The 22,298-nt window shown below is 37.9% G+C and carries 19 protein-coding genes and 1 pseudogene; 13 read left to right on the top strand and 7 right to left on the bottom strand.

The features are described 5' to 3' along the window. Positions 1 to 157 precede the first annotated feature (157 nt). From gyrA to OMU_RS07210, 7 genes are all read right to left on the bottom strand, one after another. Positions 158 to 2,671 carry a DNA gyrase subunit A gene (gene gyrA, locus OMU_RS07240; RefSeq protein WP_016179290.1) on the bottom strand — a complete coding sequence of 838 codons (2,514 nt, stop codon included), beginning with the start codon at positions 2,669 to 2,671 and terminating at the stop codon, positions 158 to 160. Positions 2,672 to 2,748: 77 nt separating this feature from the next. Further along, complete coding sequence (gene gyrB, locus OMU_RS07235; protein ID WP_016179289.1) at positions 2,749 to 4,698, bottom strand: DNA topoisomerase (ATP-hydrolyzing) subunit B; 1,950 nt, start codon at positions 4,696 to 4,698, stop codon at positions 2,749 to 2,751. Then, positions 4,699 to 5,817: a DNA replication/repair protein RecF gene (recF, locus tag OMU_RS07230; protein WP_016179288.1), complete on the bottom strand. Its 1,119-nt coding sequence runs from the start codon at positions 5,815 to 5,817 to the stop codon at positions 4,699 to 4,701. After that, positions 5,804 to 6,046, bottom strand: a complete 243-nt coding sequence (yaaA, locus tag OMU_RS07225; protein ID WP_010747417.1) for a S4 domain-containing protein YaaA — start codon at positions 6,044 to 6,046, stop codon at positions 5,804 to 5,806. Before yaaA ends, recF begins: the two co-directional genes overlap by 14 nt. Before the next feature lie 233 nt (positions 6,047 to 6,279). Next, on the bottom strand, positions 6,280 to 7,410 hold the full coding sequence (gene dnaN / locus OMU_RS07220) for a DNA polymerase III subunit beta (RefSeq protein WP_016179287.1): 1,131 nt from the start codon (positions 7,408 to 7,410) through the stop codon (positions 6,280 to 6,282). A 246-nt stretch (positions 7,411 to 7,656) separates the two neighbouring features. Continuing rightward, positions 7,657 to 8,982 (bottom strand): chromosomal replication initiator protein DnaA, encoded by a 1,326-nt coding sequence (gene dnaA / locus OMU_RS07215; RefSeq protein WP_016179286.1) that lies wholly within the window; start codon positions 8,980 to 8,982, stop codon positions 7,657 to 7,659. A 486-nt stretch (positions 8,983 to 9,468) separates the two neighbouring features. Then, complete coding sequence (locus OMU_RS07210) at positions 9,469 to 10,428, bottom strand: IS30 family transposase (protein ID WP_002330482.1); 960 nt, start codon at positions 10,426 to 10,428, stop codon at positions 9,469 to 9,471. A 235-nt stretch (positions 10,429 to 10,663) separates the two neighbouring features. On the opposite strand from OMU_RS07210, the gene rpmH reads away from it, so the two are divergent. The 13 genes and pseudogenes from rpmH to OMU_RS23355 form a co-directional block, all read left to right on the top strand. Continuing rightward, a complete protein-coding gene (gene rpmH / locus OMU_RS07205; RefSeq protein ID WP_006703104.1) occupies positions 10,664 to 10,798 on the top strand; it encodes a 50S ribosomal protein L34 in 135 nt (44 codons plus the stop codon). Positions 10,799 to 10,935: 137 nt separating this feature from the next. Further along, a complete protein-coding gene (gene rnpA / locus OMU_RS07200; protein ID WP_016179285.1) occupies positions 10,936 to 11,271 on the top strand; it encodes a ribonuclease P protein component in 336 nt (111 codons plus the stop codon). 17 nt (positions 11,272 to 11,288) lie between these two features. After that, complete coding sequence (locus OMU_RS07195) at positions 11,289 to 12,110, top strand: YidC/Oxa1 family membrane protein insertase (RefSeq protein ID WP_016179284.1); 822 nt, start codon at positions 11,289 to 11,291, stop codon at positions 12,108 to 12,110. A 36-nt stretch (positions 12,111 to 12,146) separates the two neighbouring features. After that, positions 12,147 to 12,911, top strand: coding sequence for an RNA-binding cell elongation regulator Jag/EloR (jag, locus tag OMU_RS07190; protein WP_016179283.1), 765 nt, complete (start codon positions 12,147 to 12,149; stop codon positions 12,909 to 12,911). Positions 12,912 to 13,165: 254 nt separating this feature from the next. Continuing rightward, positions 13,166 to 14,563, top strand: coding sequence for a tRNA uridine-5-carboxymethylaminomethyl(34) synthesis GTPase MnmE (gene mnmE / locus OMU_RS07185; protein ID WP_016179282.1), 1,398 nt, complete (start codon positions 13,166 to 13,168; stop codon positions 14,561 to 14,563). A gap of 15 nt (positions 14,564 to 14,578) precedes the next feature. Further along, complete coding sequence (gene mnmG, locus OMU_RS07180; protein ID WP_016179281.1) at positions 14,579 to 16,480, top strand: tRNA uridine-5-carboxymethylaminomethyl(34) synthesis enzyme MnmG; 1,902 nt, start codon at positions 14,579 to 14,581, stop codon at positions 16,478 to 16,480. Positions 16,481 to 17,364: 884 nt separating this feature from the next. Further along, positions 17,365 to 18,078 (top strand): 16S rRNA (guanine(527)-N(7))-methyltransferase RsmG, encoded by a 714-nt coding sequence (rsmG, locus tag OMU_RS07175; RefSeq protein ID WP_016179280.1) that lies wholly within the window; start codon positions 17,365 to 17,367, stop codon positions 18,076 to 18,078. Between the two features lie 71 nt (positions 18,079 to 18,149). After that, a complete protein-coding gene (locus OMU_RS07170; RefSeq protein ID WP_016179279.1) occupies positions 18,150 to 18,917 on the top strand; it encodes a ParA family protein in 768 nt (255 codons plus the stop codon). Next, the gene (locus OMU_RS07165; protein WP_016179278.1) at positions 18,904 to 19,794 is read left to right on the top strand and encodes a ParB/RepB/Spo0J family partition protein; all 891 of its coding nucleotides are present in this window, start codon (positions 18,904 to 18,906) and stop codon (positions 19,792 to 19,794) included. Before OMU_RS07170 ends, OMU_RS07165 begins: the two co-directional genes overlap by 14 nt. Positions 19,795 to 19,830: 36 nt before the next feature. Beyond that, positions 19,831 to 20,028: a DUF951 domain-containing protein gene (locus OMU_RS07160; RefSeq protein WP_016179277.1), complete on the top strand. Its 198-nt coding sequence runs from the start codon at positions 19,831 to 19,833 to the stop codon at positions 20,026 to 20,028. A 29-nt stretch (positions 20,029 to 20,057) separates the two neighbouring features. Continuing rightward, the gene (gene ychF, locus OMU_RS07155) at positions 20,058 to 21,158 is read left to right on the top strand and encodes a redox-regulated ATPase YchF (protein WP_016179276.1); all 1,101 of its coding nucleotides are present in this window, start codon (positions 20,058 to 20,060) and stop codon (positions 21,156 to 21,158) included. Between the two features lie 14 nt (positions 21,159 to 21,172). Continuing rightward, entirely contained in the window at positions 21,173 to 21,877 is a 705-nt protein-coding gene (locus tag OMU_RS07150; protein WP_016179275.1) for a DUF1129 domain-containing protein, read from the top strand. 167 nt (positions 21,878 to 22,044) lie between these two features. Then, positions 22,045 to 22,298 (top strand): annotated as a pseudogene (locus tag OMU_RS23355) (ISL3 family transposase); the annotation flags it as partial.

The raw sequence follows: 22,298 nt of genomic DNA, 5'->3' as shown, positions 1-22,298 counted from the left end.
AGGCTCTTAATTCTATTAAGAGCAAGGAGAGCGATCTAAATTTTATCTAGACTACTCACAAATATTCATTATACATAATCATCCTGCAAAAATCAAATGTTTCTTTACTTTAAGGTACGAAAAAAGACTGGAATTGCTCCCAGTCTTCAAACTTTTTTTACTCTTCTGTATCATTTTGTGCTTCTTCAGTAATTTCTGTTGTTTCTGCAGCCTCAACTGCCTCAGTCTCTTCGACTTCTTCGTCTTCTTTATCAACGATAGCCATCGTCACAACTTTCGTGTTTCCTTCCATCTTCATTAATCTTACTCCTAAAGTTGCACGACCTGTTTGTGAAACACTGCCAGCGTTGAAACGAATGATTACACCCTTATCTGTAATCAATAAAATGTCTTCATCACCAGTGACTGTCGTTAGTCCTGCCAGTGGACCATTTTTTTCTTTGACGTTAGCGGTCTTGATTCCTTTACCCCCACGACCTTTGACAGGATATTCAGAAGCTTTCGTCCGCTTACCATAACCTTTTTCGGTAATAACTAGAACTTCTTGATTTTCTTTCAGTACAGCTGAGCCGATTACATAATCCTCGTCTCGTAAACGAATCCCGCGAACTCCGCTGGCTGTCCGTCCCATATCACGAACAACTGCTTCTTTGAATGTTACAGAATAGCCATCATGGGTACCAATAATGATCGTTTCGTCACCTTCAGTGGACATTACATTTACTAATTCATCACCTTCACGCAATCCAATCGCAATCAGTCCATTAGCACGAATATTTGAGAAGGCCGTAACAGTTGTACGTTTGACCGTTCCTTTCTTTGTAACAAAGAATAAGAAATGACCATCTTCTGCTTGTCCATTCACCGAAATTACGGCTTGAATCGTTTCATTCGAATCAATTCCCAGTAGGTTGATAATTGGTATCCCTTTAGCTGTCCGTCCATACTCAGGCACTTCATACCCTTTCGCCCGATATACGCGTCCGCTATTGGTAAAGAATAGCAATGTATCGTGAGTCGAACATGAGATCAATGTTTTCACGAAATCATCATCGTGAATCCCCATCCCTTGAACTCCACGTCCACCACGACGTTGTGATCGAAACTCAGTTGATGCTACACGTTTGATGTAACCATTATTTGTGAGTGTAATGACAACATCTTCTTCTTCGATCAAATCTTCATCTTCAAGACTCAATACTTCACCGACTAATAATTCTGTACGACGTTCATCACCAAATTTAGCAGCAATTTCTGCTAATTCCGTACGAATGATTTCTTCCACACGTTCAGGACGCGCTAAAATGTCTTCTAAGTCGCTAATTGTTTTTAACAGCTCTTGGTATTCATTTTCAATTTTCTCGCGCTCTAAGCCCGTTAAACGGCGTAAACGCATATCTAAGATTGCTTGTGCTTGACGATCAGATAATTCAAACCGTTCCATTAATGTCGTTTTAGCGACATCATCTGAAGCCGAATTACGAATCGTTGCAATAATCTCATCTATATGATCTAACGCGATACGTAAACCTTCTAAGATATGAGCACGTGCTTCGGCTTTTTTCTTATCAAAGATTGTTCGACGAGTAATAACAATTTTTTGATGCTCAATATAATTCTCCAAAATTTGCTTCAAGTTCAAGATTCTTGGTACACCTTTTTCAATTGCTAACATATTGAAACTAAAGGATGTTTGCAGTGATGTCATCTTGTATAAATTGTTCAAAATAACAGAAGCACTAACATCACGACGAACTTCGATGACAACCCGCATTCCTTCGCGAGAAGACTCATCACGTAAATCAGTAATGCCTTCTACTCGTTTATCTCGATGCAATTCAGAAATTCGTTCGATCAGTTTAGCTTTATTAACCATATACGGCAATTCGGTAACGATAATTCGTTCCTTGCCGTTCTTTTGTTCTTCAATCTCGATCTTCGCACGAACTGTAATTGAACCTTTACCTGTTTCATATGCTCGACGAATCCCTGATTTCCCCATAACTAAACCGCCAGTTGGAAAATCTGGTCCTGGAATGCACTCCATTAACTCTTGTGTCGTTGCCTCAGGATTTTCCATCAATAGTTCAATTCCGGCTGTCACTTCTCTTAAATTATGAGGTGGGATATTTGTCGCCATACCAACTGCAATCCCTGTTGCTCCGTTCACTAATAAATTCGGAAAACGTGCTGGTAATACCACAGGCTCTTGTTCACTGTCATCATAGTTTCCTTGAAAATCAACGGTATCTTTATTGATATCCCGCAGCATTTCCATCGCGATTTTACTTAGACGAGCTTCGGTATAACGCATCGCTGCAGCGCCATCTCCATCGACAGAACCAAAGTTTCCGTGTCCATCTACTAACATATTGCGGTAACTGAATGATTGAGCCATCCGTACCATTGATTCGTAAATCGCACTGTCACCGTGAGGATGATACTTACCCATTACATCCCCAACGATACGTGCCGACTTTTTATGCGGCTTATCGGGAGTGACTCCTAATTCATTCATTCCATATAAAATCCGACGATGAACGGGTTTTAAACCATCCCGTACATCTGGTAAAGCACGTGCCACAATAACGCTCATTGCATAATCAATGAAGGATTCTCGCATTTCACTGGTTAGATTGACGTCATGTATATTCTCTCTACGATCTTCCAAAATGATCCTCCTAGTTCGTGTTGCTAAATTTATTTTTCTTAAAAATAAATCTGATATTCATCACATCTATCGTTTCTCTAAATATCCAAGTTTTTAACATAATGTGCATTTTCTTCAATGAAGGCGCGGCGTGGTTCTACTCGATCTCCCATCAGCATTTCAAAGACTTGGTCAGCTTCGATTGCGTCATCGACACTGACACGCAACATCAAACGATTTTCTGGATCCATCGTTGTTTCCCATAATTGATGGTCATCCATTTCCCCTAAACCTTTATATCGTTGGACATTCGGTTTTGGTGACGCAGGTAATTCAGATATTTTCTGGGCTAATTCTTCTTCCGCATTTTTACCTGGTTGAATATAAGTAATATTTTTCCCTTGTTTGATACCGTATAAAGGAGGTTGAGCTATATAAACATAGCCTGCTTCTACGATTGGGCGCATATAGCGATAGAAAAGCGTCAGCAGCAGCGTCCGAATATGTGCTCCATCGACATCGGCATCGGTCATGATGACCAATTTATGATAACGTGCCTTTGATACGTCAAAATCGGCACCAAATCCAGTTCCCATTGCAGTAAACAAGGATCTAATTTCTTCGTTGGCTAAAATTTTATCCATCGAAGCTTTTTCCACATTCAAAATTTTTCCGCGGATCGGTAAAATTGCTTGGAACTCACGACTACGTCCTTGTTTCGCTGAACCGCCGGCAGAGTCTCCTTCGACAATAAACAATTCACATTTTTCTGGATCGTTACTTGAACAATCGGCCAATTTACCAGGTAAATTGCTGATTTCTAATGCACCTTTACGACGAGTGACTTCACGAGCCCGCTTGGCTGCTAAACGTGCTTTAGCCGCCAATATTCCCTTTTCAACAATTCGACGACCAACAGAAGGATTTTCCATCAAGAATTTCATGAAATTCTCTGAGAATAAACGATCTGTCACCGTACGAACTTCAGAATTTCCTAGTTTTGTTTTGGTTTGCCCTTCAAACTGCGGTTCTGGATGTTTGATCGAGATAACAGCTGTTAAACCCTCACGGACATCTTCGCCAGAAAGATTCTCATCGTTGTCTTTCATGATTTTTTGTTTGCGTGCGTAGTCATTAATCACCCGAGTCAAGGCCGTTTTGAAACCAAACTCATGTGTTCCGCCTTCGTAAGTATGGATATTATTGGCAAAACTCAAAATATTTGTATGATATCCATCGGTATATTGCATTGCGACTTCAACAGTAATATCCTGTTGCTCACCTTCTACAAAGACAGGCTCATCAAAAATAACTGCTTTATTGTGATTTAAATGCTCTACATAGCTTTTAATTCCGCCTTCGTAATGGTACTCCCGCAAGACTGGTTTTTCTTCCCGTTTATCTTCAATCGATAGCTTCAAACCACGATTCAAGAAAGCTAATTCTCGCACCCGTGTTGCTAATTTTTCGAAGTTGAAAACTGTTGATTCAGTAAATATTTCAGGATCTGGTATAAAATGAACCGTTGTCCCGTGCTTTTCAGTCTCGCCAATTACTTTTAGATCATCTACAACAGCACCGCGACGATAATCTTGGAAATAAATTTTACCTTCTTTGAAAACACGAACGTCTAAACTTGTAGACAAAGCGTTAACAACAGAAGCTCCTACACCATGAAGACCACCAGATACTTTGTATCCGCCGCCGCCGAATTTACCGCCGGCATGTAAGATCGTAAAGACTGTTTCAACAGCTGGACGACCTGTTTTGGCTTGAATCCCAACAGGAATACCACGCCCATCGTCACTAACAGTAATACTGTTATCCTCTTCAACTACTACATGAATGTGTGTTGCAAATCCGGCCAAAGCCTCATCAATGGAATTATCTACGATTTCCCAAACAAGGTGGTGCAAGCCTTCTGTGCTAGTGGAGCCAATATACATCCCTGGACGTTTTCGAACAGCTTCTAATCCTTCTAAAACCTGGATCTGACTGGCGTCATACTCTTGAGCGCGCTCTAGTAAACTCTTTTCCTCTTCTGTCATCTACATTTCTTTCCTTTCTATCTGCCCTTGATGGACATAAAAAATATCCGGATGGACCGTCATTTTGCCCTTAACATGATTCAACGTTGTTGTTGTTAAAAACGTTTGAACCTTATTTTCGATCGTCTCTAATAAATGGATCTGACGATTGTCATCAAGTTCACTCATAACGTCATCTAAAAGTAAAATCGGATATTCGCCTGTTTCTTCTTTCATCAAATCAATTTCTGCCAGTTTGACGCTTAATGCAGTTGTTCGTTGTTGTCCTTGTGACCCATAGGTCTGAACATTTTGCTGATTAACCTTAAAGATCAAGTCATCTCGATGGGGACCTAAAAAAGTATTTCCTTTGAATATTTCCCGCTTGCGATTTTTCTGTAGTTCATTTAGAAAAACATAACGAATTTTTTCAACATCTTCACTCTCTAGCGGGAGGCTAGCGTCATATTCAATTGCTAGAGTTTCTTTTTGATTGGTAATCTTACCGTGAAGATCATTGGACCAATACTCCAGTTTTTTAACAAAACGCAGTCGATTTGCTAAAACTTTACTACCAAAATCTACTAGCTGTTCCGTTAAAATATCGAGATATATCTCATCTGTCTGCTTCTTCTCAGATAATTGCTTTAGATAAAGATTGCGCTGTTTCAAAGTCTTCTGATATTGGGCCAAATCATAAAGATAAACCGGATTGATCTGTCCTAATTCCATATCAATAAAACGACGTCTCATTTGCGGACTGCCTTTTACTAAAGAAAGATCCTCTGGTGCAAACAAGATGACATTCAACTGACCGATATAACTACTCAATTTCTTTTGTTCGATATGATTGACTTTAGATTTTCGGCCTTTTTTCGTCAGCAATAATTCTAATTCTAGTTCACTCGTTCCGCGTTGTATCCGACCTTTTATCTGGGAAAAATCATCTTCCCAGCCGATCAACTCTTGTTCGCTACTAGTTCGATGACTGCGAGTCAAAGCCAACACATAGATGCTTTCTAAGAGATTTGTTTTCCCTTGGGCATTCTCTCCTAAAAATATATTCAGCCGATTAGGAAATTCCAAAACAAGTTCTTGGTAATTACGATAATTTCTCAACTCAAGCTTATTCAGCTGCATCTTGCTCTTCCTTATTTTTGACCATAAAAAAAGTTCCTACCTCAGGAATCTCAATCATCATTCCCGGATAGAGCTTTCGGCCGCGGCGGTTTTCCAACTCGCCATCTACAAATACTGTTTCTTCTGCAAGAAACCACTTGGCTTGTCCACCACTAGAGATTAAATTGATCTCTTTCAATAACTGGCCAAGCGTCATGAACTCTGTTTCTAAAAAAATTTTTTGTTTCACATTCATCCCTCATTTTCATGCTAGAAACACCTCTTCATTATACCCCTTTTTAATCGATAAAACAAATTAACTCGTTGTATTTTTCGTTTTAAGAAGTTCTAAGCTGTTTTAATTAATTCACTCAAAAAAAAGTAAAAGGTCTTAAAATCGATTTTAAGACCTTTTACTGAAATTGCATCTTTTGCAAAATATTTTCATATTTTTCTAAAAACTTGTGAAACTCGCTAAATTTTCTAATTTGTTCGTACTGGTGTAATTAATTGAATAAAGGAGACATCTCCTTCACTCGGTTCCAAAGTAAATGGACGAATTGCCGAAATAAATTGGATCTTGATACTCATATCACCAAAAGCTCGTAAAGCATCCTTCATGTAATCAGGGTTAAAGGAAATTTCTAGCGGGTCTCCGCTAACTTTTTCATAAACCAATTCTTCCTCTACTTTACCGATTTCCGGTGAATTTCCATAAAGAATAACTGAATTATCGGCAATTGCTAAACGAACAATATTATTACGGCCTTCATGAGACAGTAACGAAGCTCGTTCGATTGCTGCTAAGAACGTTGGTACGGAGAAGGTAATCTCCGTATTGAAACTAGTTGGAATTAAACGATTAGTATCAGGATAGTTTCCTTCTAGTAAACGAGAGTAGAAATACATCGTTGGCGTTTTAAATAAAACTTGATTTTCCATGATACTAATTTCTACTTCAGCTTCTTCATCAGATAATGAACGAGAAAGTTCAACTAAGCTTTTACCTGGAATAACGATATCAAAATCAGTATTCGCGTTTTCTACAGGTACGATCCGTTGACTCAAACGATGAGAGTCTGTAGCAACTGCTAATAATTGGCCATTAGACATCGTGAAGTGAACCCCTGTCAAAATCGGACGACTTTCATGTTGTGAAACAGAAAAAACCGTTTCACCAATTAATTTTGTCAACATGTGGACAGGTAATTTCAACTGATTTTGTTCTTCAACAACTGGCAGATGTGGATAATTATCTGCATCTAATCCATTAACCGTAAAGTGAGCTGCTCCAGATGTAATTAACACTTGATGGTTTTCTTGGACTTCCAAAGTAAAAGTTGCTTCTGGCAAACGGCGAATAATTTCACTGAAAAAACGAGCCTGTAAAACAATTGTACCTATTTCAGCAATTTGTAATTCCGCTTTCTCATCATCAGCGGCTAAAAAAGTTTCAATTGAAATATCGGCATTACTACCTGTTAAATTCAGTCCTTCATTATTTAATTCAATTTTTACTCCTGTTAAGATCGGAATCGTTGTTTTAGTAGAGATTGCTCTTTGAACCGTTTGTAATTCTTGAATAAAGCGTGCACGATTAATCGTAAATTTCATAATGGAACTCCTTTTTTATTTTAATTGGTGTTACTAAAAAAATGAATCAGCTACTCTCAATCAATTAGATCAGCCCTTAAGTTTTTCAGCTGTAAGCTTTTTTTATTTATTTAATAATTTAAGTAATAAAAGTAGTAGGGCCTGTTAATGATGTGGAAAAAGTGAGTCAAAGCTTGAAATAATAAGTTTTACACTTGTGGATAAGCTGTGGACAAATAAGATGTACTTTGTCTTGTTTTCCACAAACTAGCCTAACAGCAGATTTTTGATTTCTGCGATTTCTTGTTGAATGTTGCTATCGCTTTTCATTAATTGACTGATTTTTTCGTGTGCGTGAATGACTGTTGTATGATCCTTTCCACCAAATTCAGCGCCAATTTTTGGTAAGGAACTTTCAGTCATTTCTCGAGCTAAATACATAGCGATTTGTCGCGGAACAACAATTGTTTTGACACGTTTCTTTCCTTTTAAATCTTTTAATTGGATATGATAGAACTTAGCGACTTCATCTTGAATTTTACTGATGGAAAGTTGTGAATTGCTGGTTCCTTTCAAACTTTTTAGAGCGTCTGCCGCGATACTAGTCGTGATATCAGCGCTATTCATCGTAGCGAAAGCCTGTACTCGAACCAGAGCTCCTTCTAGTTCACGGATATTAGAATCAATTTGCCCAGCAATATAACTTAAAGTATCATCTGGGATTTCAAGATTTTCTGCCTGCGCTTTTTTTCTTAAAATTGCTGTACGCGTTTCTAGATCTGGTGGTGTGATATCTACTGATAAGCCCCAAGCAAAGCGAGAAACTAATCGTTCTTGTAACTTAGGTATTTCATTTGGTAGACGATCACTAGTTAGAACGATTTGCTTATTATCATTATATAAATTCTCAAAAGTATGGAAAAACTCTTCTTGAGTCGCCTCTTTGTCAGCAAAAAATTGAATATCATCTACTAATAATAAATCCACTTTTCGGTATTCCTGTCGAAATTCCTCCGAGGTTTTATTCTTAATTGAATTGATAAAGTCATTTGCGAATGTCTCACTAGAAACATATTTGACTTTTGCTTGCGGATTTATTGCAAGCATTTGATGTCCAATAGCATGCATCAAGTGGGTTTTACCTAACCCCACTCCTCCATAAAAGAAAAGCGGATTATAGATTGATCCTGGTTCTTCAGCAACCACTAATGCTGCTGCATGAGCCATTTGGTTGCCTTTTCCGATTACAAAGGTATCAAATGTATATTTGGGATTGAGCATTGCTCGTTTTGTTGTTTCCATTTTTGGTGGTTCTTCTTTTTCCACAATGCTAACGGGCGGAGCTTCATCCGGTGTAACAAATAATGGCATAATCTCGTCCCCGGTCACTTTAAAGCCGATTTCGACGATTTTTGCAGCTAGATGTTTTTCCCAATAGCTCTTATGTAAGTCGCTCGTAACTTCGATCGTCAATTGATTATGAGCTAATGATAAGGGTTTAGCTGTACCTACCCATGCATCATAACTGGCAGGATTGAGGTCATTTTTATAACTGTCCTTCAATTCCTGCCAGAAATTGTCCAATGAGGTCAAATAAGTCGCCTCCTATTAATAAATTCAGATAGACATACTTTATCATTTTTTTTAAAAGTTTTCCACAACCAGGAACAAAATAGAAAGAAATTTCTCTTTTTCCACATAATGTATAAAAATACAAAAAACTATCCACGTCTATGCAAAAACATATCCACAACTATTAGGAAAAATGTGGACAAATCACTTTTTCCACTGGAAAATGCACAAAACCGAAAAAAAGAAGAGCTTGATAGAAAAAGAATATAGGAACTTATTCACACAATTTATCCACCTTGTGGACAAGTTATCAAAAAGATAAAAAAGAGTGGAAAAAGCATTTGAAAATTCTATGCAAGTTTTTTTGTGGAAAAAAGTTTTACACAATTAGTTAGAGTTTATCCCCAGATTTTGTGGATAAATTTTTCTTTTTGGTAATAAAAGAATCTTCAAATGAACAGCGTTTTTGCGAAAAATAAAGAGCTGATTTTTTGATCTTCTTAATTGTCAAATTAAGTTAGACAAATCATCAATACTTACGTAACTCAAAAATACTTCCAAAGGTGTTCGATAATCCAGTGATTTTCTAGGAATATTATTTCGTTTAGATGTGACAGATTGAATAAAAGATTCATCTACTGAATTGAAATCCATAGATTTCAATAAACCATCTCTACGTAACAATCCGTTAGAATTCTCGTTTAGGCCTCTTTGAGACGGCGTTCCTGGATCAGCGAAATAAATGGCAATATCATTGGCATTACTGATTTGTTTCCAATTTGAAAATTCCTTTCCACAATCAAAAGTGATGGATTTGAATAGATTTTTCGGTACAGATTCAAACCAATGATTTAATTTTTTTTCAATATCAATCGCTTGTCTACCACACGGTTTCAATGTGATGATAACTTTTGATAATCGTTCAACTAAGGTAATTACAGCACTTTTATGTTTCAGACCTACGATAGTGTCACCTTCAAGGTGACCAAACTCATTTGAGAATTGGCTATAATCTTTTTCACGTTCATGAATAGAGCGGCGGAAAGCTTGTTTTCCACGCCTTTCTTGATGTCCATTCGGTTTACGCTTGCCTTTCATCGGTAAGTCAGAAGGATTAAATAGCCCCTTTTTGAACATACGATAAATGGTACGAGCAGAACAACGAATAGGAAACGCTGCACGACCAACAATCACATCGGGTGTCCATCCTTGAACAACCTTTCTTTGAATATATTCTGATTGTTCCTCGGGTAAAACAAGCGGGCGTCTACCACAGTTTGATTTGTTTTTCTTATACTGTTGATAGTATTCTAAGGCTGATTTTCCTTGCTTGAAGAATAGGTATACTTTATGGATCGTTTGTCTTGAACGATTCAAGCAATGCGCAGTTTTCGCAACAGATTGATTTATTTTGAAATAAGACTCTATCATTACAAGTTCATCCGTTGTAAGATGGGTATAGGTCATTTGTACTCACTCCTTATAATTCTTTGGTCAGAACTATTTTGAGTGTAGCACAAATGGCTTTTTTAGTTGTCTAGCTTAATTTTACAATCGGCGTCTGATAAAAAAATACAAGATGAAACATAAAATTTTAGCGAATTTCACTCGCTGTTTTCATTTCATGATTGACAAAGTAGGGAATGAGTCGTTATAATATTCGGGTATGTCTATGTAAAGTTAGCTATGGAGGTGTATTTTAATGAAAAGAACTTATCAACCCAATAAACGTAAACGTCAAAAAGTTCATGGATTCCGTAAACGCATGAGCACTAAAAACGGCCGTCGCGTATTAGCAAGCCGTCGTCGTAAAGGAAGAAAAGTACTTGCTGCTTAAGCCACTGCCGGTCAGTGGTTTTTTTTGTATCCAAAATGTGATTCTTAAGGAATTTTTCTGATAAATAAGGATGATTCCTTAATTTGAAGTATGGTATTATTGTCAGGTATAGATTTAAAAGAAACGAAGGAAACTAGATGCAGAAAAAATATCGGGTCAAAAAAGAACGAGAATTTCAAAAAGTGTTTGAAGAAGGTGCTTCTTTTGCGAATCGAAAATTCGTAGTTTACCGTCTAGAACCTTCTGGTCAAAAACATTTTCGAGTAGGTTTGTCAGTCGGTAAAAAAGTTGGGAATGCTGTAGCACGAAATCAAGTAAAACGACAAATTCGAGCAGTTTTGCAGGAATTGAAAACCGACTTACCACCTATAGACTTTATCGTGATCGCTCGCCCAGCCACGAAAGATCTGCCTCATGATGAAATGCGTTCGAATCTTATACATGTCTTAAAATTAGCAAAAATATTAAGTTAGGAAGGAAACAGATGTAAGTGAAGAACTATAAAAAAATACTATTAATGACAGGATTGCTGAGTCTCGTCTTCTTGTTATCCGCCTGTGGAACTGGTGAAGTCAGTGCAAGCAGTAGCGGCGTGTGGGATCGTTATGTCGTTTATTATTTCGGCCAAGCGATTAAAGGTTTGTCCTTTGGTAATGTCGGAATAGGGATTATTCTATTTACAATCATCATTCGCATTATTTTAATGCCGCTTATGCATTTTCAAACAAAGAGTATGCGTAAAACACAAGAGTTACAGCCTAAGATCAAAGCACTCCAACAAAAATACAGTACACGTGATCAAGAGACACAACTGAAATTGCAAGAGGAAACAAAAAAGCTCTATGCAGAAAATAATGTGAGCCCTTACGCAGGCTGTTTACCGTTGTTAGTACAAATGCCCGTAATGATGGCTTTGTACCAAGCAATTTTACGAATTCCTGAACTGCGGTCTGGTCATTTTCTATGGTTGAACTTGAGTCAATCCGACCCATACTTTATTTTACCTATCCTTGCAGCAGTCTTTACTTTTGCAAGTAGTTATCTATCTAGCATGAGTCAGCTTGAATCTAATGCTTCATTGAAAATCATGAATTTTGCGATGCCAGTGATGATCTTTGTTATGGCATTAAATTTGGCAAGTGGTTTGTCATTGTACTGGGTAATTTCGAATGCTTTCCAAGTAGTTCAAACGTTACTAATTAATAATCCTTTCAAGATTCGTCGTGAAAGAGAAGAAGCAGCTCGTCAAATTCGTGAAAGAGAACGTGCGCTTCAAAAAGCCAAGCATCCGAAGAAAAAACGGAAAAAATAAGACTATCCATCAACTATAAATAAGGAGGTTTAGAAAATGCCTGTTTATGAAGGACCATCGATCGACGAAGCAATTTCAAAGGGATTGCACGCTTTAGGGTTAAAGAAAGAAGCGGTCGATATCGAAATTTTATCAGATGCGAAAAAAGGGTTTCTAGGAATGGGAAAAAAAGATGCTCGTGTCTCGATTGAACCAATTATTGTTGAAAAAAATATCGTTACTTCCGAAGCGGCTGAAGAACCAATAAAAGAACAGTTTGTCGAGGAGAAGCTTGAAGAAGAAGTATCGAAGCCAATTGAAACAACAGACACACCTAGTCAATTAGTTGAATTAAATGAAGATGAGGCCGTCAAAGAATTGGCGCTTTACTTAACGAATATTACGAATGATATGGGTGTGCCTGCTTTGGTTAAGATTCAGCATGAAGCAAGTGGTTTGATTGTCATGAATCTAGAAACTAGCAAGCAGGGGATGCTGATTGGTAAACATGGTAAGATATTGAATGCTTTGCAGTATTTAGCTCAAGTCTTCTTACATCGCGTTGCAAAAGAAAAATTATCAGTAGTAGTAAATGTTGGAAATTATCGACAAAAACGTGAAGAGGTTCTAACGCGTTTAGCGCAACGAACGGCGGAAAAAGTTAAGGAAACAGGTCGTCCGGTATTTTTAGAACCAATGCCTGCCTTTGAACGAAAAATGATTCATTCTGCTTTGAGTAAAGATGAATACATCAAAACTCATTCTGAAGGTGAAGATCCTTATCGTTATTTGGTTGTTGAACCAGCGAAAAAATATTTCTAATTCTGTTTAAAATGAATAGTGCGGAGCAGTTGACCTGCTCCGCACTTTTTTGTGATCTTTTTTAGTTATAGAAGTTCTTAAACAAAATTTGAAAAAGCAGGTATTTTGGTAAGAAAACTTGAATTGTTGAAAGATCTATGCTAATCTAACACCAGAATTTTGTAGAAAAAGCAGTCAAAGTGCTCAATCTACTCCTTTTTCAAGGGGTGGAGTAGGCACTTTTTTTATGTTCTTAATTAATAGGAGGAAAACAAGTGGCAGAGATCACCTTAGAATTTGATACAATTGCAGCAATTTCGACTCCGCCAGGTGAAGGCGCGATCAGTATCGTGCGATTGAGTGGCGACCACGCAGTAGCAATCGCAGATAGTGTTTATCACAGCGGAAAAAAAAGTTTGTTAGATGTTCCATCACACACGATCCATTATGGACATATCATTGATCCAGAAGAACAAGAAATAGTCGATGAAGTCATGGTAAGTGTGATGCGTGCACCGAAGACCTTTACACGTGAAGACATAGTGGAAATTAACTGTCACGGCGGTATTGTGGTAGTAAATCAATTGCTGCAACTAATTTTGCGCTCTGGTGCACGTTTAGCTGAGCCAGGTGAGTTTACTAAACGAGCATTTTTGAACGGTCGTGTTGATTTATCACAAGCAGAGGCTGTTATGGATCTGATTCGTGCCAAAACAGATCGAGCGATGAGTGTCGCGATCAATCAATTAGATGGCAATTTATCTCATCTAATTCGTCGTTTACGTCAAGAAATTTTAGAAACACTGGCACAAGTTGAAGTAAATATTGACTATCCAGAATATGATGATGTCGAAGAATTGACGACTCAATTATTATTGGAAAAAGCCCAACAAGTGGGTCAACAGATTGACGCGTTATTATTAAATGCCAAGCAAGGAAAAATCTTGCGCGAAGGTTTAAGTACCGCAATTATTGGTCGTCCAAATGTGGGGAAATCGAGCTTACTCAATTATTTATTACATGAAGAAAAAGCAATCGTAACAGAAATTGCCGGAACTACACGCGATGTCATTGAAGAATATGTTAATGTACGCGGGGTTCCTTTGAAACTGATTGATACAGCAGGAATTCGTGAAACAGATGACGTGGTAGAACGCATTGGAGTAGAACGCAGCCGTAAAGCATTAGGAGAGGCAGATTTGATTTTGTTAGTCCTAAATCAAAGCGAAGCCCTAACTGCGGAAGATAGAGAACTATTGGAAGCGACACAAGGATTAAAACGCATTGTTTTATTGAATAAAACCGATTTGCCGAGTCATCTATCGCAAACGGATCTTTCTGCATATTTGAGTGAAGATGAAGTCTTTTCAATCTCCGTTTTAGAGAAAGCTGGACTAGATCAACTTGAAGAAGCAATCGCAAAACTTTTTTTTGGCGGTCAAACTGGAGAAAAAGATGCCACTTACGTATCGAATACTCGTCATATCGCACTACTAGAAAAGGCTGGACAATCATTAAACGAGGTTCAAAATGGCATTATGGCGGGTATGCCTGTAGATCTTGTCCAAATTGATATGACACGCTGTTGGGATTATTTAGGTGAAATCGTTGGAGATAGTGTGCAAGATGAATTAATCACACAATTATTTAGTCAATTTTGTTTAGGAAAATAGTAAAGGAGCGACTATATGGAATATCAAGCAGGAAATTATGATGTGATTGTTATTGGTGCGGGTCATGCGGGTTCTGAAGCGGCTTTAGCAACAGCGCGCATGGGACAAAAAACCTTGTTGATAACAATCAATTTAGATATGGTAGCATTCATGCCATGTAATCCATCTATTGGTGGACCGGCTAAAGGAGTGGTCGTCCGAGAAATCGACGCACTTGGAGGCGAAATGGGACGTAACATTGATAAGACATATATCCAAATGCGGATGTTAAATACAGGGAAAGGTCCAGCAGTACGCGCTTTGCGTGCTCAAGCAGACAAGCATGCGTATGCAGAGGAAATGAAACACACGATCGAAAAAGAAGAAAAATTAACTTTGAAGCAGGGAGTCGTCGATCGTTTAGTTGTTGAAGAGGGTATTTGCAAAGGTGTTGTCACTTCAACAGGTGCAGTTTATTCAGCGAAGGCTGTAATTATTACAGCAGGGACGGCTTTGCGCGGGGAGATTATTATCGGCGAATTAAAATATTCTTCAGGTCCTAATAACTCTCAGCCATCAATCAAACTAGCTGATCATTTACAGGAATTAGGTTTAGAAATTCATCGTTTTAAAACCGGAACACCGCCGCGAGTGAAATCTAGTTCTATCGATTACAAAAAAACAGAGATTCAACCTGGCGATGAAAAACCTAATCACTTTAGTTATCAAACGCCAGATAGTCAGTATTTAACGGAACAAATTCCTTGTTGGTTGACCTATACGAATCCCAAAAGTCATGAAATCATTCAAAATAATCTGCATCGTGCACCGATGTTTACAGGTATTGTAGATGGGGTAGGGGCTCGTTATTGTCCATCAATTGAGGATAAGATTGTACGCTTCGCAGACAAAGAACGTCATCAATTATTCTTAGAACCAGAAGGACGTAATACAGAAGAAGTATATGTCCAAGGGTTATCAACTTCACTGCCAGAAGATGTTCAAAATGACGTTTTACATTCGATTGAAGGTTTAGAAAACGCTGAAATGATGCGGACAGGCTATGCCATCGAATATGACATGGTAGCTCCTCACCAATTACGCCCAACTTTAGAGACGAAAGTGATCGAAAATCTCTATACTGCTGGACAAACCAATGGAACTAGCGGATATGAAGAAGCTGCTGGTCAAGGATTAATGGCTGGAATCAATGCTGCTTTGAAGATTCAGGGGAAAGAACCATTTATCATGAAACGTAGTGATGGATATATTGGTGTCATGATTGATGATTTAGTAACTAAAGGAACCAATGAACCGTATCGTTTATTGACTTCACGAGCAGAATATCGTTTGATTTTACGTCATGATAATGCTGATTTACGTTTGACTGAAATTGGACATAAGATCGGCTTAGTTGAAGAAGAAAACTATCAAGCATACCTAGTTAAAAAGGCGCATATCGAAGCTGAGATAGCTCGTTTACAATCAATTCGCATAAAACCCACTGCTAATGTTCAAAGCTTTCTAAGAGCTAAAAACAGTGCAGAATTGAAAGATGGTGTTTTAGCGAGTGATTTCTTGAAACGGCCAGAAATCACTTATCAAGAATTGTTACAATTTATTCCAGCAAATGATGATTTGACAGGAAAAGAAGTTGAACAAGTTGAGATCCAGATAAAATATGAAGGCTACATAAAAAAAGCGATGGAAAAAGTTGAAAAGCTGAAGCGGATGGAAGCCAAACGCATTCCAGAGCGAATTGATTATGAGGCAATCAATGGGTTAGCAACAGAAGCAAAGCAAAAATTACAAAAAATTCAACCTGAGACAATCGCTCAAGCCAGCCGTATTAGTGGCGTAAACCCTGCAGATATCAGTATTCTAATGGTGTATGTGGAGCAAGGAAAGATAGCGAAGGTTGATAGTGAAACGATCTAATGTAATAGTATATTAAAAGAGATCAGCCCCGTAATATAAAGGGTCTGATCTCTTTTTAAAAGCGTAGTTAAGTTAATTGGATGTTCCATGTGAAACACGCAAGTTATTTTTAAGGATCAAGAGTCAAATTTGCTTGTAAACAACGTTAAAAATAACGATTTTCTAATGAGAGAGTTTCTTATTTCCCTCAATTAATCACTTTTGATTCTGCGGCAATAATCTGCTCTGGGGTAAAAGCCACTATGTAGAATAGAAACAAAGAGCTGATCAGAAATACGGTTATTCACCTCTAATAGAGAGTTAAAGGAAATAGTAATTAGAGTATCTTCAGTGTAATTTTCGCGCTTTTTTGTGATGCAAACAGTAAAATCATTACTTCAGCACATCTCTAACATTTATGCCATCACTGCGATTTATCAGATATTATAGCTTTACTTTCACCTTGAACATAAAGAAATCTATGATAAAAAACCGCTTTGTTCAACCATTCTCAATCTAAGCGCTTTCTAAAATGCGTTTTTGTGAATAAAGACACATTCATTCGTCTCTGATACAGCATTTTATTTGATAGGCAATTATCAAAATTAGAATAAGGATAGGTTGATTGATTTTTTGCTGATAACTCGTTTGTTCAATTTGAATATTTTTATGAAAAAGTATTCCTCATATAGACTTTAATGATCTAGAATCTAGCAAGGGAAAACAAAAAATATAATAAAAAAAATCCATGACAACGTTCTAGGAAATATTAAAAAAGGAGAGTAAAGCTTTCTTAATCTCTGTGTGAAACATACGTAAACCATTGCATGTAAAGCAATAATGCGTTAAAGTAGAGAATAGTCTGTGAAACATTTTTCTGTTTCACGAAAATGAAAGGATTTCTTATGACACCAGAAGAATTTCAAGCGAAATTAGGCAAGCAGGGAATTGAATTATCTGCAAAGCAGATGGATCAGTTCGCGTCCTACTTTCACTTATTAATTGAATGGAACAAAAAAATGAATCTCACTGCGATTACTGAACGTGAAGAGGTCTACCTAAAACATTTTTATGATTCCATTACATTGGCTTTTTCTGAAGCGTTCACAGCGAAAGGAAAGTTATGTGACGTTGGTTCAGGTGCTGGGTTTCCTAGTTTACCATTAAAAATTGTTTTTCCAGAGTTAGAGGTCACCATCGTGGATTCCTTAAATAAGCGAATCACATTTTTGACAACGTTGGTAGAGACTTTAAAATTAGAAGGTGTGTATCTTCATCATGATAGGGCGGAGTCTTTTGGGCAAAATTCTGAGTTTCGTGAAGCTTTTGATTTTGTGACCGCACGAGCAGTGGCACGTCTGAATGTTTTAACAGAATTATGCTTGCCGTTAGTCAAAAAGAATGGCTACTTTTTTGCTTTAAAAGCAGCAAAAAGTGAAGAGGAATTAGTAGAAGCGAAACCGGCAATTGCTTTATTAGGCGGTAAGCTCCTCCAAGCTGAAGATGTTTCATTACCAAATGGAGATACACGGCACATTATTACAGTGCAGAAGAAAAAAGATACACCGAAAAAATATCCACGTAAACCAGGCCTACCAAACAAACAGCCATTAAAGTAGTTTAAATGGATAAACATCACTTATTTTCTTTTGGAAAATAAATACTTTAATATGAACTAGGAGGAAATTAGATGGCACGGATCATATCTGTTGCAAACCAAAAAGGCGGAGTTGGAAAAACAACTACAACTGTCAATTTGGGAGCGTGCTTAGCTCAAGACGGAAAGAAAGTCTTATTGATTGATAGTGACGCACAAGGGAATGCTACAAGTGGTTTAGGTGTGCGCAAACCCGATGTAAAACAAGATATTTATGACGTTTTAGTCAATGAGGTTTCCATTAAAGAGACGATCATTAAGACATCACGAGAAAATTTGTCAATCGTTCCTGCGACTTTACAATTAGCTGGAGCGGAGATCGAATTAACTTCTATGATGGCTCGTGAGTCACGCTTAAAAAGTGCTTTGGCAGAAGTAAGTGATGAATATGACTTTATTTTAGTAGATTGTCCACCATCATTAGGACATTTAACAATTAATGCCTTTACAGCTAGTGATGCGATTTTGATCCCGGTTCAATGTGAATATTATGCGTTAGAAGGGTTAAGCCAATTGTTGAACACGGTTCGTTTAGTTCAAAAACATTTCAATCCTGGTTTAGAGATTGAAGGCGTATTGTTAACTATGTATGATGCTCGAACAAATCTTGGTGCGGAAGTGGTTGAAGAAGTTCGTCGTTATTTCCAAGAAAAAGTCTACGATACAATTATTCCGAGAAATGTCCGTTTATCTGAGGCACCTAGCCATGGCAAACCGATCATCGATTATGATCCACGATCAAAAGGTGCTGAAGTTTATCAAGCTCTAGCAAAGGAAGTGTTAGTTCGTGAGCAAAAATAAAGGATTAGGTCGAGGAATTGATGCTTTGTTTCAAGATCTTTCTGAAATTGAAGAAGTCGATATAAAAAACGATCAAGTGGTTGAAATACCTTTGAGTGATTTGCGCCCCAACCCTTATCAACCGCGAAAATCATTTGACGAAACGTCTTTGCAAGAGTTAGCTAATTCAATCGAGCAATCAGGTGTCTTCCAACCGATTATTGTGAGAAAATCAGCTGTAAAAGGGTATGAACTAATTGCTGGTGAACGTCGTTTTCGTGCTTCAAAATTAGCAGGAAAAGAAACAATCCCTGCGATTATCCGCGAGTTTGATGAAGAGGCAATGATGCAGATTGCTGTATTGGAAAATTTACAGCGGGAAGATTTGAATCCATTGGAAGAAGCCGAAGCTTATGAAATGCTGATGAAAAATTTGAAATTGACGCAAGCGGATGTAGCCAACCGATTAGGGAAAAGCCGTCCGTATATCGCCAATTATTTACGCTTATTGACCCTGCCTAAACTGGTGAAAGAAATGGTACAGGACGAACGTTTGTCAATGGGGCAAGCTCGGACCTTACTAGGGTTAAAGAAAAAAGATCAAATCTTGAAACTAGCGAATCGCGCAGTAAAAGAGAATCTGACAGTGCGTCAATTAGAACAGATTGTTACTGAATACAACGAGGGGAAAGCGAAAGATAAGAGAAAAGGTCCTCGATTAACCAAGGAAAAACCTTACTATTTAAGAGAAAGCGAAGATCGTTTGATGGATAAATTTGGAACAGGTGTTGAAATCGTTGAGAAAGACGGTAAAGGCAAAATTTCAATCGAGTATTTGTCACCATCAGATTTGACGCGTATCTTAGATATTTTGAATATTCATTTTGATGAATCTTAGACAATATATATGAATACGAAATGGGAGGTTTGCCAGATGTATGATTTAGGTGATATCGTTGAAATGAAAAAACCGCACGCTTGCCAGACAAATCGCTGGGAAATCATTCGTATGGGAGCGGATATTAAAATTAAGTGTATCAATTGTGGTCATATCGTCATGATGACAAGACGCGATTTTGAGAAGAAAATGAAAAAAATCCTTGAGAAGAAAGTTGATCTATCTCAGAAATAATTCTTAACAGAGAAAGAGTGAAGTAGAACATGGCCTTAACAGCCGGAATTGTGGGATTGCCAAATGTTGGTAAATCTACCTTATTTAATGCAATTACGAAAGCAGGAGCGGAAGCTGCTAACTATCCTTTCGCGACGATTGATCCAAACGTTGGGATGGTAGAAGTTCCTGATTGGCGTCTAGAGCGTTTAACTGAATTAGTCCATCCGAAAAAAACTGTTCCAACAACATTTGAATTTACGGACATTGCTGGAATTGTGAAAGGAGCTAGTAAAGGTGAAGGGTTGGGAAACCAATTTCTAAGCCATATTCGTCAGGTAGACGCCATTTGTCATGTGGTGCGTTGTTTTGACAATGAAAATATCACGCACGTTGAAGGACGAGTAGATCCATTAGAAGATATTGAGACAATCAATTTAGAATTAGTTCTAGCCGACTTAGATTCTGTAAATAAACGCTATACTCGTGTAGCAAAAGTAGCTAAAACTAAAGAAAAGAATGCGGTGGCAGAACTAGCAGTTCTGGATAAATTAAAGCCTGTTTTAGAAGAAGGACAATCTGCTCGTACGATTGAATTTACTGAAGAAGAGCAAAAAATTGTTAAGGGCCTTTTTTTACTAACAAGTAAACCAGTACTTTATGTAGCAAATGTTGATGAAGATACTGTTGCTGATCCTGACAGCAATGAATATGTGCAAACCGTGCGAAATTTCGCTGCTAGTGAACATTCAGAGGTGATCGTTGTTTGTGCCGAAGCGGAGGAAGAAATCGCTGAGTTGGACGATGAAGACAAAGCAGAATTCTTAGAAGCAATGGGAATTGAAGAGTCTGGATTAGATCAATTGATTCGAACAGCTTATGACTTATTAGGGTTAGCAACATATTTCACTGCAGGTGAGCAAGAAGTTCGAGCATGGACGTTCCGAAAAGGTACTAAAGCTCCTCAAGCAGCAGGTATCATCCATACTGACTTCGAACGTGGCTTTATTCGAGCTGAAACAGTATCATTTGATGATTTAGATAAATATGGCAGTATGCATGCGGCGAAGGAAGCTGGACGTGTGAGATTAGAAGGAAAAGATTATGTTGTGCAAGACGGCGATGTCATGTTGTTCCGTTTCAACGTTTAGGGAGGAAAGAAACAATGGAACCAGAAAAGTTACAAACGTTGCAAGCAGAAAACAATCAACTTGAAGCGAAGTTGACTAAACGTAACGAACAGTATATTTTTGACTTGAAAAAAGCTTTAAAAGCAGCGAATTTAACAGATGAACAAACTATCGTAGCCTTAAATGAGATGCTGCCAATTTTAGTCGAGGAACAAAAAACTGGGAAAACCGCGCGTCAATTATTTGGAACAGTTTCAGAGCGACTGGATGCAATTGTTAACAAACCAGCTGAACAGAAAAAATCGACTACCGCATCACTGATGTGGCTTGACAATTTCCTACTGTTATTTGGTCTATTAGGAGTTGTTGCAGGGATCATGGGATTGTTTGTTTCACGTGGAACACAAACTGTGACCTATGGTTTAACAACATTGATCGTAGCTTCTGCCGTCGGCGGTTTAGTGTTCTATATGATGTATTTATTTGTTTACCAATTCGAGCAGCCTGGAGCGGATAAATCGAAAAAACCGAAAACGTGGAAAACAATACTTATGTTGGCCTCAGTTACGATTGTCTGGTTCTTGGTTTTTAATGGAGCAGCATTATTACCGCCAGCGTTAAACCCAATCCTTGATCCAATGGTTATGATTATACTATCGGGTCTGGCATTGGCGTTACGTTATTACTTAAAGAAACGTTTCGGTATTATTAGTAGTTTAGCAACGGCGCCAAGAAGATAATAAAAAGAAGCAAAAATCCCACAAGGGACTTTGCTTCTTTTTTAGGTTCTATAATATTTGGTGTTGTTACTCTTTCTGAGTGAGAACACCAAGTATTTTTTTATACAAAAAGACATTTGGTTGTCCTATAATTAAATCGCTGAACCCAATCATAGGAGGCGAACCAAATGTCCAGTATTAAGAATATCAAATATAAAGATAATTGCCTAGACAAAACCATCAAACAAATCCTAAATATTCATGATTCCAATATTACTTTTCCTAAAGACGCCGTCTCAAAAGAAAAAGTCCATGACAGAATGGCCACCGTCTTTACTGGTCGACTGAGCTATCCCTCTCCTCGGTGTGAGTGTTGCGGCTACGACTCCGTCATCCATCATGGCTACAAAGATAGCTGGATTCAATTACTCCCTTATCAAGA

This window comes from Enterococcus avium ATCC 14025 (genome assembly GCF_000406965.1).
Taxonomy (GTDB): domain Bacteria; phylum Bacillota; class Bacilli; order Lactobacillales; family Enterococcaceae; genus Enterococcus_A; species Enterococcus_A avium.
The sequence above is the reverse complement of the archived record's forward strand: the minus strand, read 5'-3'. Positions and strand labels throughout refer to the sequence as shown.